We start from the raw sequence: 13,897 nt of genomic DNA, 5'->3' as shown, positions 1-13,897 counted from the left end.
CATCGATTATTACGTATAAAAACGAACAATAATGAAAGATAAAATAATATTTTAATAAGTGATTCGCCTAATAGGCTACCTAAAACTTGCTTTTATACTAAAGAAATCTATACTATTTATGAGATGTTAAGATTAGTTCAGGAGGAATAGTCATGGAAGAAAAACAATTTAGTGTTACACTGCCAGATAAGATAGTAGAAGAGTTTCACTTAGAAAATGAAGATGATGTAATAGTAAGTATCAAAGATCAAAAAATAGTGATCGAGCCTAAAAAGAAAATGGCAGGTAATCAGACCCTCTCTCTAAGATGGTTTTTGATTCCGACAACGGTGTTCAGTATTCTATTTTTGGGCTACTTATTTTATACTAACAACAGCCAAATTGCGTTAGTAGGTCCGTATTCAATTGCAAATTTTGTCCTTTCATTAGGTGTCTTAAGTGGTATTTTTAGTTTTTTACTCTTTTTTATTAAAGGGAAAAGAAATCAAGTTACAACACAGTCGAAGGATATTTATTGGCGGAATTTTCCTACAATCTTGCTTTCGTTTGTTGTCATTTTAGTTTTTACATTATTAGTATTTTTTAAAGTAATTGGAATAGTGTTTATTGGTGCGACATTTGATCGTTATACTGCAACCTTGTTATTTTTTGTGTTTGTCGGATTAGTCAATTATTTTATGATTTACTCAGCATTGTCGATCACACCGGCTAAATTGACTAATTTATTGATATTTGTGATTATTGGTGGCGTTTTGCTTGCCATGATCACAAACAAAGATTATCAATGGTGGCAATTCAACTTTAGCTTTTTAGGAACAATCGAAGCTAAAAGTCGTTGGCAATTTAATTTAACGTTGATGTTTTCTTCATTGTTGATGGTGGCATTGATCGATGGGCTATTTGTAGAATTACAAAAAGCGATGCCACATAGTAGACGATTAACGATTTTGCGAATTCTCTTAACCTTGACGGCACTGGATCTTGGGGCTGTCGGATTATTTCCGTATACTGAAACAGGTCCATTTCAAGGAATTCATAATCAAGTGGCGGGTTATTTAGTGTATTTGATTGTGATTTTGATTGTGGGGATCAAGTGGTTATTACCTAATGTAACGAAAGAATTCCTGTCGATTTCGTATATGATTGCAGTAACACTAGTCGTAGTTGTTGTGTTATTTCAATGGACTAGTTATCTTTCACTTACGGCATTTGAGTTATTATCGTTCATGCTAGCATTTAGCTGGATCGTGTTACTGCTTCAAAATCTACAAAAAATGGCGCAAAACATCAATAATACTTTTCAGGAAAAAGTCAAACTGGAACCTGGAAACAAAAAGGAATAAGGATAGTAAAATAGAGGATGGGACAGAAGCGTTTAATCCCGAGAAACAAGAAGGGATTGCTTCTGCTCCCACCGTTTATTCGCATCTGGGGTGTGAAACAAAAGTGATTTTACTTTTGATGTGCGCCCTATTTTCTTATTCAAAACGATCTATGTATCGAGACATCAATTCCATATGATGCATCACAGCAGCTTTCCTCATAACCCCCATACCAGGAAATTTGTCGTTTGAAACTGCTTCAAACAATAAGTCGATTCCTAACGTTACGTTCTCGCCACACAATTTACTTTTCCATGTACGGATCTCGTCCATGACCTCAAAAAATTTGTCTCTTTGCGAGGGTGTTTCTTCACTTGAAAGGAAATGATGGATTCGCAGCATACTATTTTCAAAATAAACAAGATGCAAACTCAAGATTTTTGATGGATATCGATGTTCATAGTAGATTCGGCTGTCAATAGAAAAATCACTAAAACCGACAAATCCGTTTTGTTGAAAGGTCAAATGCGTATCTGAAAAGAATTCATCAAGACATTCTTGATAAAAACTGGTTTTAGGGAGCCTTGTAAAGACATCTTGGGAAAGAATCTTATCGCCTTTGACTTTTTGCAGTAGACGAAATTCTTTTGGGATCAGGACTTTGGTATGATTCCCGAGCCAATCGCTTTGTAATGCAGGAGTTGAGTTTCTGATTACAAATAATTGAGGTTGTTCATTCAGCGTTTCAATAGGCTGTTCCACGATCATTGCCTTGTTCAATGGCAATGAGTTTAAATAAAGACTACCTTCTTTAGTCAGAAAATCACCAGATTGAGGGTTTTGAATCAGATAAAAAGGATGTTTTTCCCTATGAAATACCTCAACGAATTTCTTTAAGGTATTCGAATTTTTGACGGGTTCAATAATCGGCAGTATCTTTTTAGATAAGCAGTTTTTTTCTACCAATTCTGTCAAAGCGAGTAAGTCAAACTGCTTACCGCGAAAATAAGGGTAATACATTATTTCCCCTCCAATAGACGCTGTTCTAGTTCCAAATAGGCTTCGCGTGTGGCGTCTAATTCACTTTTTAAGGCTTCCACTGCTTGATCACAACTATCTTCAACAAAGCGATCATAAAAATTCACACCACCACCAAACAAATCATAATCTGGTTGTCTTTTTTTTAACTCTTTGTATAGCTGATCCGTCGAAAATACGCGTAAACCGCGAGAGGTTTTTTTCGCTTTGCCGACTTCGCGAGCTTGAGCTGTGATCAAACGAAAAAGCAATTCGTGCTCATTGACCAAAAGTGGTTGTCTTTGCGGTTTTTTCTCTATTGTAAAATAGCCAGGTAATCTTTGAGCTTCTTCAGAAAGATATTGATGATAAACCATGACCCCGATATGGCTGGGTATTTCTTCTTTTATTTTTTCAAAAAGAGCAGCGGGCAAGACAAAATAATTGTAGTTTCCAATAAAGGAAAGTTTTGCTTTTGAACGAAAATCTGCTTTACTGACCTTTAATTCATAACAGCGCCATTCGAATTGTTTCCCCACATTCAAGCGACAACTCAATGTATCAACAATCCCTTGGTCATCTGGCATCGTTACTTCTTCCACTACGATATCTCCATTTTCCCGACAATAATAATAGAGCACTTCTTCCATCTGGGTTGTTAATGATGTTTTCATAGTTAGCTCCTTTTTCTTTTCTTCTACTATAAAACGTATGTTCGTAAAAATAAAGTCTTTTTCTTATTCTTTAAAAAAATAATAATGAATGAGTTGAATCTAAAAAAAATAAAATTCCAGAAAGGGTCTTTTTTTTCAGAAAAGGAAAGGAATGTTTAGGAGTTTATACAATAAAATAGCGGGAAATGTTTTTGTTTTTCTTTAAAATATAAAAAAATAATCATAATAATGTTAAAAAAAGTATATTATATAGTTATATGGGAAAATTAAGAATAAGGAGATTGATCATGAAAAAAAGAAAATTACATATATTTATGCTTACGGTTTTACTGGCACAGAGTTTTGGGTCAACGGTGAATGCGTTTGCGGTAACAACAACTACAAACGGACAGTCCCAAGATACAGCTTCTGTTGACACACCAGCAGAGTTGAATTCTGACTCTATTTTAGAAAATAACATTTTGGAATCATCATCAGAAAACTCAAGTACAGTGATAACTGAAACTGATAAATCAGCAGAAACACCGCTACCAAATGAAGTGGAGGATACAACTTCAGCGGAGGACACAGAGCAAGCAAACACAATTGATACACAAATCCCAAAAATGAAAACTGCAGAAACAAACATAGCAATCGAAGACGAAATTTTAACCAACATGACACTGACCAATATGGATGGTGTCGAATACAACCAAAGCACGTTAAACAGAGTATTGAATAGCACTCCAGTGACAGCAAAATTGAATTTTTTGATTGCAGATAAAGATTATGCACCAGGTTCAGTTTACACGTTGATCTTACCCGATCACCTAGGCTATTCAGATATCAGTGGTGATGTAGCAAACGTTGGGGCACATTGGTCAGTCGATGCACAAAGCAAAACATTGACGATCACGTTTAATCAACGAATTACGGAGACACAATTTAATTTAGACTTGAAAAGTTATGTATTTACAGAGGAAGCCCCTTTAGTAACAATCAAAACGCCTGGTCAAACAACTAATCAGTATAACTTCGATTTGTATGAAGAGGTCGCACCGATCAAGTATGAAGAAACCACAAATAAATACGGAATCAACGGGAATATTTATTATAACTTAGATCGAACATTATCAGGCAATCAAACATTAGAATTAGTGATGTCAGAGTCTCCAGGAGCAAAATTTTATAATACCTCTAAAGAAGCAATCGGTGTTTTCTCATATGATGTAGATATCAATGGGAATGTGATCGCAGATTCAAAACAACTTTTAGAAAAAGAGAAGGACTACACTATTGATGAGGACAATGCATACCGAGGAGCAGTGACGATAAACAATATGGACCAACAAAAAGCGTACGCGTTATCTGTCGATCGTGCTTTAGCCTTAGAAAGTGTGTCCAATTATTCTTATAGTTTTTACAATCAATATCCTACAACGAAATTAGGATCTGTTAGTTTAAACCGTTCATCCGGACAATATAGTGGACTTGAATTTACTGCAAAAACAAGTAAAGATCAAAAATCTTTAAAAGAAGCCAATTTAGGTTCGCTACAAAGCGCTAGTTTCCAAGAAAAAGGAAATTATTATCTCTATCTGTACAATCTACCTACACAAACCAAAGTGGGCGAACAGATCATTTTGAAAAGCAAAAATGGACAACCGATTACAGATTATCAACTTTCTGCTTTTGATGCAGCTTACAAAAACGTTCAAATCACTGATTATTTTGATGTAAAAAAAGAAGAAAATCAATTGGTTTTGACTGCAACGAAAGACAGTGTATTGAGAATAATGGCGGAAAAGCTACGCATTCCTTTTGAACAAAAAGACATTGATATTACGGTTAGTACTCCTGTTGTGAATGGCGGAAAAGAAATCATGTTCGTCTCTGATCAATACCTTCAGCCGCTCTCTATTATTAACCCAAAAAATGTCGAGACCGCTTGGGGAAATTATGATCAAAACGGAGCCTACATGAGCGATACAACAATAGCAATCGAAGGAAGCAATAAAAATCCTGTAAAGAACGCAACCATTAAAATCGAACATCCAAACTACTTACAATTAAGAGCACCCAAAGGGGAATACGCTACGTACAAATTAAATAAAGATTATACGATAACAGCGACTGATAGCGGTTCTATTATTAAGTTTACAACGCCAGTCACGACATCATTTAATCTTGATCTAGGCTTTAACTATGTACCAGATAGTCTAGAAAAAAGTAAAAGTATCCCTGTCGATACACTTGCAGTGACCTTAAGTGCGGATAACTATGAAGCTGTGGAAACAACCGTTAGAACCGGCAGAAAACTGTATTCTGAACGAACATTACAAACGAGTGGTAATCAATTTTTAGTAAATGCAAGAAATGATTCGTTTGATTCTTTAATCGTATCAACTAAAATTCCTACAGGCGTAGATGTAGTTTTTGATATTTATGATGTGTCAAATGACCAAGTGGAATCAATTTACCCACAGTATTGGGATCGTGGTTATTATTTCGATAAACCTTTAGCGCCAACTAGCGCAGCGTATCCAAAAATTACATTCGATGAAGCGACAAATAGTTACAAATTCGATTTTGGTAAGACCTCCAAACGCTACATTATTGAATACAAATACGCCAATGGCTGGATCGATGCGAAAACAATCAATGTGACCGGTAGTACTGCCGAACCATTGTATAGCAATCAGATAATGTCAGGGACCGTTTCTATAAAAAATGAAGCGAAAGAAATCCTATCAGCTAGTCAAACAAGCCATGAATCATTGAAGAATGTCACCAAAAATGAAGTGAAAACAAAAAATATCAATAATGGAACACGCACAGTCAAAAATCCAACGTTTACTATTACGACTAAAGGAACAACGAACGCTGGCATCGATTTAAATTCGATTGCTATAACAAATGTCCCGCAAGATGCTTATACAGTTAAGCAAACAGCAACAGGTGCTCAAATTATTTTTGAAAAGTATACATTAACGCAAGATATTACGATTACCTACAATACAGTGTCTAAAAACGCTGGACAAATTTCTACAGAAACTACTATTAGTGCGGATAATTTAGAACAAATGACAGAAACGCGTAGAAATACAGCGACAACACCTATTGTTTTGAGATTCTCTGAAGGAGATGCAGAAGGTATCGTTTATTTGGCTAAAGCACAATTTCACACGTATAATGAAAAAGATCAAACAATAAATATTCCAAATGTTTCATTTGAATTGATCGACAATGTGACGAATAATAAAACAGAGTTTGAAACAAACGAAGCTGGCGAATATAAAGTTGATGCCATCATGTCTGGAGAATACACATTAAGAGCCAACAAAATACCAGAAGGGTATACGATCAATGAAGAATATACGGATGGTAAAATAATCAAATTGACGAAAGATGAGAATACAATTGATATTCCTCTTAAAGAAGTCATTGATCAAACCGGTGTAAAAGCAAAAAATTCAACGATTTATGTAGGGGATACGTGGAAGCCAGAAGACAACTTTTTAGAAGCTACTGATCAAGAGGGCAACCCAGTTTCATTTGATCAAATCACGGTAACTGGAACTGTCGACAATACAAAAGTCGGTGAGTATGAAATTACGTATCATAATCAAGGAAAAGAAGCGAAAGCAACTGTTTCTGTTATCTTAGAGGAGACGTTAAAAGTTAAAGATTCAACGATTTCAGTTGGCACAAAGTGGACATCAGCAGATAATTTCGTCGAAGCAACAGACAAAACAGGAAAAGCGATTTCCCTAGATCAACTCACTGTAACAGGCTCTGTCGACACAAGTAAAGTAGGCGATAATAAAGTCACATATGAAAATCAAGGCAAAAAAGCTGTGGCAACCATCCATGTTGTCGCGACACAAGAAACACTTGCTGTTAAAGACTCTACGATCTATGTAGGAGATACTTGGGAAGCTGCTGATAATTTTGTCTCAGCAACTGATAAAAATGGTCATAATAGTCCGATTCAAGATATCAAGGTAACAGGTACGGTAGATACAACAAAAGCCGGTATCTATGAAGTTATTTATGGCACAGATACACTAAAAGAGACAGCTAAAATCACTGTAAAAGCGGACCAATCAACACTAGTAGTAAAAGATTCAACAATTTATGTAGGCGATGATTGGAAGAGTGCTGATAACTTTGTATCGGCAACGGATCGTGATGGCAGAGCAATTTCTTTTGAAGAAGTAGAAGTTACTGGAACAGTTGAGACTAAAGAAAAAGGCGAACATAATGTTGCTTATACGGTTCAAACGACGGAAACAAATGAGCCTAGTAAAAGCAGAAAAGTTGCACCAGCCAAAAAACAATTGACTGCTACAGCCAAAATTACAGTCCTTGAAAAAACGGCATCTAAACAAAATGCAACAACGAAGAATCAAACTCATATTGTGAAACCAGATAAACAAGGGAAGTACCCTAACACTGGTGAAAAAGTTAATGATTCTATTCGTTTGATTGGACTCTTAGCCGTATGGATCACGATAATTAGCGTGATCTGTCTAAGGAAAAGAAGAACAGATTAACTGAAGGACGCGAGGATTGGGGCTAGGACGGAAGCAGTGTAAACACTGTTTTTGTTCAGCCTTTTACTCCGTTGGCCCAAACGTTGGAGGTGCTGAGCTAATGAAGAAGAAACCTTTGATTGTAGGAACTGCGTTACTATTTTCATCCGCACTTTTTACCCAGTTTGAACCCTTTTATGGTGAAAAAGCAACAACACCTGGGAAATATAAAATGAGTTACAAAATAGATGGAAAAGTCGAAACAGCTATAATTGAAGTGAAAGAGAATCAAACGGAAGTGTTATTGAAAGATATCGTCATCAAACAAAATGAACAGTGGTCTCCTTTAGACAATGTTGTTTCATTAAAAGACAGAGATGGCGAGCCACTTGAACTAAACCAAGTAACAATCAAACATAACGTCAATACACAAGAAACTGGCCTTTATTTTGTGAAATTTTCCTACAAAGATTACGATGCGACTGCTAAAGTAACGGTCAATCCTTCAATCCGTTCCGAACATAAAAAAAGAGAAAAAAAGCAGTATTCTCCGATGGAGGCACAAACAAAAATCATGTTGAATGATGAACTGTTGCAAAATGAACCGACTGAACCAAAGGGAGACCTAAATACACCCGGTGGAGCGGATCTACCAGATTCCACGAGTTTTGGAAATATGTTGAGTTTCATGTCAGGGACACTGTTGTATGGGACAAGGAGAGTATAAATGGATTTCTTGTTATTAGATGATCGAACGAATTTAAAGCTATCTATTATTCGAAAATTGGAGCAGCACTATTCATTTTCAGAACGTAAAGATAATTTATGTGAGCAATTGACTATTTCTCAATACCTTCTAGAAAGGAACATTATTGAAATAAATGAGGACTTGAAAAGGTTTCAGTTGATTGATGAAATGGAATTGATCGAGCAAAGTAATGAGATCATCTTATTTCAAGATTCTCAGATATCATCAAGCATTGTTGAGGAAAGCTATTTAAAACATTCACTAGAATTTACATTATTACAAACGATATTTTTTAACCAATTTACTTCGATCAAAAAATACGGAGAAAAACATGGAATGAGCCGCACTGTTGTCTATAAAATTGTTGATAGGATTCGAAAAGAGCTAGTGCAATATGATATAAAATTATCCAAAACATTCCAACTAGTTGGAGATGAAAGGACGATCCGTCACTATTTTGTGATGCTTTTTTATCGAATTTACAAGGATTCAGATGAGTTGTACAATCAATCAGATAACGTATTGGTAAGTGAGTTACTTGCATCTATTAAAGTGTATTGCAATGATGTTACGGTATTTTATCTGTTTAAACATTACTTATTTGTTATGTTAGAAAGAGTGAATAGAAAACACAACTATTTTTTGCCTAGTCCTACTCACTCAGCCACTTTTGACACAAAAAACGTGATATATCAAATAATAGATCAATGGACCAAGCAGACGTTAAGTGGAACCAACCGCGAAAAAGAAGTCGAAGTAAGAGGCATTGTTAGCCAGTTATCTATTTACAGAAGTGAATTTTGCGACCTTGAAAATCAGTCGGTTGAACAGTATAAGCAGCAATTAGAGCGACAAATTCGTCTATATCCACAGCTAACACTAACAAAACCAGAATGTTGGCTTAATGTAACTAGGACGATTTATCAGCACCAATTTATTACCCCTTTGATTGATCTTACACTACGTGTGATAGACTTAGATTTTTTCCATGAGCGTTATCCAGTCATATTTGAAGTCTGCCATTCATTTATGTATCAACTAGATAAAGAAGCATTTAAACATAGTAAAAAATCTCTTTTTTTCAATTTATTACTTGTACTTTCTCAACAATACGATCAGGAAAATGAGAAACATCCGATAAATATCCATGTGAACTTCACCCAAGGCGAAACATATAATCAATTTATCAAAGAACAAATTCAAATTTTTGATTCTTTTAGCATAAATTTTCAACCAGTCTTACGTCCAGATACAGATTTAATCGTCTCTGATTATCATTCTAAAACAACTTTTTCAGCACGAACTCTAATCTGGCTAGCGCCCCCAAGAGCAAGCGATTGGCGTAATTTTGGTGAGGAGATTGTGTGGATCAATAGAGAGCGGCAGTTGAATAAAAAAAGAATCTAAGATCAATAATAAAGGCATGAGAGCAAGCCTATTAAGCTTTTTCTCATGCCTTTTTTCTATATAAATGAAATCTAGAAGATTATTCGATCTACGATTTCCGAGATAATCGTTGTGACCCAAGCGTATAAATTGCCATGTTTTTTAAATTTTTTGGTCTTTTTTTCTTGATTCATTGTAAACCTCCTTTAGTTATAACGTAATAATACGATAATCAAGAAAAAAACAACATCGATAAAGAGCATTCGTTTATTACAGTTTTGAAATAAAAAAAATTCAAATAGACGAGAAATAAGAGATTTGAGTAATACGTGTCTCTTTTGGATTGTTTGCAAAAAGTATAGTAATCCATGTTGTGGAATGGAGTCATTTACTCAATATAATTACTCAAATTAAATTGAAAGTTGACTAAATTTCTTCAAAATGGTAGAGTACCTCTGAGGAAGGTGTTTCAAATGTACGTATTATTTATTTCAACTCTTAGCTCCCTACAACTTATTTTTGATGAAGTGTTGTGTGGAGCTTAATCGGAAAGCTTATGAGCTTTTCTTATTCATCAGTAAATGTCGTATACTAAAAAATAGCACAAGTTTGCTATGTATTTAGTCTACCTATTTACTGAAGAATATATAGATTATAAGGCCCTAGACATTTTGTCTATGGGTCTTTTTTGTATGTTCTTTAGTAAAAATCTATGAAACCAAATGAAAGAGGAAAAATAAAATGGAATTATTACAAGTCAAAGAATTAACGTATGCAGTACCAGATAAACAGCTTTATGAGAACAGCTCATTTACTTTAAGAAGCAACGAACATATGGGAATTGTTGGTAAAAATGGTGCAGGAAAAAGTACATTACTAAAAATGCTCTTAGGCACAGTATTACCAGATGCAGGATCGATATCGTGGAATCCAGTGGCTACATTAGGGTATTTAGACCAATACGTGGATATGGATCAATCGCTAACCATCAATGAATTTTTAAAATCAGCCTATCAAGAATTATTTGCTACGGAAAAAGAAACGTTGAAACTCTATGAAACCTATGGAGAAACGGGCGATGACCAATTATTGACAAGAGCAGCTACTTACCAAGAAAATTTGGAACTGAAAGGTTTTTACCAAGTTGAAAACGATATTAACAAAGCCATTACAGGACTTGGGATAAGCGATGCAGATCAACCATTAGCAGCTTTAAACCGTGGAGATCAAATCAAAGTCATTTTGGCAAAGTTACTATTAGAAAAACCGTCTGTCTTGATTTTAGATGAGCCGACTAACTATTTGGACCAAGAACATATTGAATGGTTGACAGAGTATTTAAATGCTTTTGAAAATGCCTTTATTATTGTTTCCCATGATACAGAATTTTTAAGTAACATTGCAACGTGTATCTGTGATATCGATTTTGGTTCGATCAAGAAATACCATAGTAATTATACTGACTTTTTAAAACAAAAAGCTCATTTAACAGAGGCTTACCAAAGTCAGTTTGAAGCGCAACAACGTAAAATCAAAGAAACAGAAGCGTTTATTCAAAAAAATATTGCAGGGATCAAAACGAAAATGGCGCAAGGCAGAAGAAAACATTTGGAAAAAATGGATCGTTTGAAAGAACCAGAGAAAAAAGTGGAATCTAACTTTTCCTTTAAATTAATGCCTCAAAGCTCACCGAATGCGTTAACGATCGATGAACTAACAGTAGGCTATAAAGCCCCCTTACTTACTGTACGTGATTTACAAGTGAAAAAAGGCGAAAAAATAGTAATTACGGGTCAAGATGGGTTAGGAAAATCTACACTGGTAAAAACACTTTTAGCAATGGTACCGGCGATTTCTGGAAAAGTACAATTTTCCCCTCAAGTTGTTACAGGTTATCACTCACAAGATATCGAGTGGGAAAATACTGAATGGACACCGATTGAAGCATTAGCCAATAAATACACGAAACTTACGTATGAAGATGTTCGTCGAGAGTTAGCGAAGTGTGGGGTGAAACGAGAAATTGCATCTAAAAATATTTTTATGTTAAGCGGTGGGGAACAATCAAAAGTGAAATTATGTGATTTAACCATGCAACCAAGTAATTTTCTGATTTTAGACGAGCCAACCAATCACTTAGATGTAGAGTCAAGAAAAGCGCTGCAAGAGGCCATAAAGGCTTTTAGAGGCAGTGTCGTATTGATTTCAAATGACGAAGAGTTTTATTCAACTATAGGTGATCATATCTATACAGTTGCGGATAAACACCTTGTGAAGCAATAAATCATGTAAAACATTCTGGTATAACGTTTCAATGAGTTGTAGAAACACGGAATCAAGTATTCGATGAAGTTCATCCTACAATTTATCGAAATCAATAGAACGAAGGTTAAGTCGTATAGTAGTGATGACATAGAGAAAAGCCCAATCTACAGCAACGTAAATAGATTGGGCTTTTCTTTTTCTTACTAAATTACGATATTAGTATTGTGTACTGTGTCACAATACGGTATGCTATGTTTAACAATTTGGAGAAAGGAGTATTTATGGATAGAGCGAATAAATAAAAACTCAAATTTATTCGAAAAAAGTAGCTTAAATAATGGGATTCTTCTCATTGGCAAAACAATCGCTAGAAACGATCGTAGAGGTTACAACTGGGAAAGAAAGAGCTTCGGAACTGAAGGCAAGAATTAAAGCATTAGGTTACAACCGATAGTGAACCAGTACATATTTATTAAAGGAGAGCGTAAAATGACAGAGCTAAAAAAGAAAGAATATTATTTTGGAGGGATTAGTGTGAAAAAACTAGGAATTGTGCTATTTTCTTTATTATTAATCCTGCTATTTAAAGTCAATGACTCAGAAGCAGCTAGCTTGGGTAATCACTCACAATGGATGAATGCAATACGGGATGATACTGAAATATCGCGTCTTTCCATACCTGGAAGTCATGATAGCGGGACGTTCAAATTAAGAGACCCTATCAAGCAAGTCTGGGGAATGACCCAAGATCGAGATTTCGAAGATCAGTTCAGTTATGGCGTCAGGTTTTTTGATATCCGTGTTCGAGCAGTAAAAAATGATCAGCTAGTCCTTCATCACGGAAGTATATTTCTGTATGCATCACTATGGGAGTTTATAAATAGTGCTAATACGTTTTTAAAAAATAATCCATCTGAAACGATTATAATGTCTTTGAAAACGGAGTATGAAGCCATGCCAGGTGTTACAAAAAGTGTAGAAGAAATATTCAGAGATACTTATTACGACAATAACTTTTACAAAGGAAATTCTTTGTACCCTAAATTAGAAGATGTAAGAGGCAAAATTGTATTGATGAACAGGATGTCTGGTAGGATAGATTTTTCTGGTATACCGTATATAAGATGGGATGACAATAAGACTTTTAGCAAGTGGATAGGCAGTCGGGCTATAAATGTTCAAGATCAATATAATGTGAGCTATTACCCTAAAAAAGAGGCAATTGAAGAGTTCCTTCGTTATACAAATAATAATGCCGATGATGGTAGTTATTTTATCAACTTTGTCAGTTTAAGTAGTGGCGGAACAATGTGGAGTAGCCCATATTACTACGCAGGTTATTTAAATCCTTCTACGGCACAATATATAAACTCAAATAGTTCACAAAGAGCTGGTTGGGTTATTATGGATTATGCAGGAAAAGAATGGGGACCAAGGTTGTATGAGTCTGTCATTAAAACGAATAATAGATTCACGAAATAAAACTAAAAAAACTTTTAATGGAGAATAAGTTGGGTAATTATTACTAAGGGGTTCGCTTTATTTATTTAGTAGAGTTTACATTATTGTAAGTCTGCTTTAGCATGTTATATTCATCAGTAATGGGGGATAAAGCAAGAGAAAAAATCGGGAAAATAAAATCTGCTTAAAAGTTTTAGAATAACTTGAAAAAGAAGAATCTACTGAATCCCAAGTAGTCATCGAAGAAATAGAAAAGCATTTCAAAAAGACGATAAATGAAGAAAATTTTTAGGGTGTGGGACAAAAGTAAAAATCACTTTTGTTTCACACCCCAGATGCGAATAAATAGTGGGAGCAGAAGCAATCACTACGCTTCGCTTCGATCACATCAAATTCTAAGTGCTAAAGCACTAAGATTTGAAGGCTTCGGAAATAAGCTGAAATTCACAAAAATTTGAAAAACAATTTTCGTAAATTCCTTCTTATTTCTCGGGATTAAACATGATGTGC

At 35.0% G+C, this 13,897-nt stretch carries 8 protein-coding genes; 6 read left to right on the top strand and 2 right to left on the bottom strand.

Going from position 1 to position 13,897, the window contains the following annotated elements; translation table 11 throughout:
* Positions 1-152 precede the first annotated feature (152 nt).
* Positions 153-1,343 (top strand): AbrB/MazE/SpoVT family DNA-binding domain-containing protein, encoded by a 1,191-nt coding sequence (locus IGJ34_RS13840; protein WP_069655048.1) that lies wholly within the window; start codon positions 153-155, stop codon positions 1,341-1,343.
* A gap of 135 nt (positions 1,344-1,478) precedes the next feature.
* Here IGJ34_RS13840 and IGJ34_RS13835 read toward each other — a convergent pair whose 3' ends face one another.
* Together IGJ34_RS13835 and IGJ34_RS13830 are read right to left on the bottom strand one after the other, a co-directional pair.
* Positions 1,479-2,342 carry a sce7725 family protein gene (locus IGJ34_RS13835; protein ID WP_430597675.1) on the bottom strand — a complete coding sequence of 288 codons (864 nt, stop codon included), beginning with the start codon at positions 2,340-2,342 and terminating at the stop codon, positions 1,479-1,481.
* Positions 2,342-3,013 carry a hypothetical protein gene (locus IGJ34_RS13830; RefSeq protein ID WP_069655050.1) on the bottom strand — a complete coding sequence of 224 codons (672 nt, stop codon included), beginning with the start codon at positions 3,011-3,013 and terminating at the stop codon, positions 2,342-2,344. Before IGJ34_RS13830 ends, IGJ34_RS13835 begins: the two co-directional genes overlap by 1 nt.
* Positions 3,014-3,300: 287 nt before the next feature.
* On the opposite strand from IGJ34_RS13830, the gene IGJ34_RS13825 reads away from it, so the two are divergent.
* From IGJ34_RS13825 to IGJ34_RS13805, 5 genes are all read left to right on the top strand, one after another.
* A complete protein-coding gene (locus tag IGJ34_RS13825) occupies positions 3,301-7,548 on the top strand; it encodes a bacterial Ig-like domain-containing protein (protein WP_430597674.1) in 4,248 nt (1,415 codons plus the stop codon).
* 100 nt (positions 7,549-7,648) lie between these two features.
* The gene (locus IGJ34_RS13820) at positions 7,649-8,254 is read left to right on the top strand and encodes a bacterial Ig-like domain-containing protein (protein ID WP_111247554.1); all 606 of its coding nucleotides are present in this window, start codon (positions 7,649-7,651) and stop codon (positions 8,252-8,254) included.
* On the top strand, positions 8,255-9,682 hold the full coding sequence (locus IGJ34_RS13815) for a helix-turn-helix domain-containing protein (protein WP_069655053.1): 1,428 nt from the start codon (positions 8,255-8,257) through the stop codon (positions 9,680-9,682).
* Positions 9,683-10,402: 720 nt separating this feature from the next.
* Positions 10,403-11,944 (top strand): ABC-F family ATP-binding cassette domain-containing protein, encoded by a 1,542-nt coding sequence (locus tag IGJ34_RS13810; RefSeq protein ID WP_430597673.1) that lies wholly within the window; start codon positions 10,403-10,405, stop codon positions 11,942-11,944.
* A 471-nt stretch (positions 11,945-12,415) separates the two neighbouring features.
* Positions 12,416-13,408 (top strand): phosphatidylinositol-specific phospholipase C, encoded by a 993-nt coding sequence (locus IGJ34_RS13805; protein ID WP_205634368.1) that lies wholly within the window; start codon positions 12,416-12,418, stop codon positions 13,406-13,408.
* Positions 13,409-13,897 lie beyond the last annotated feature (489 nt).

This window comes from Enterococcus sp. AZ177 (assembly GCF_050544585.1).
Lineage (GTDB): Bacteria > Bacillota > Bacilli > Lactobacillales > Enterococcaceae > Enterococcus_L > Enterococcus_L plantarum.
This window is presented reverse-complemented; position numbering and strand designations above follow the sequence as displayed.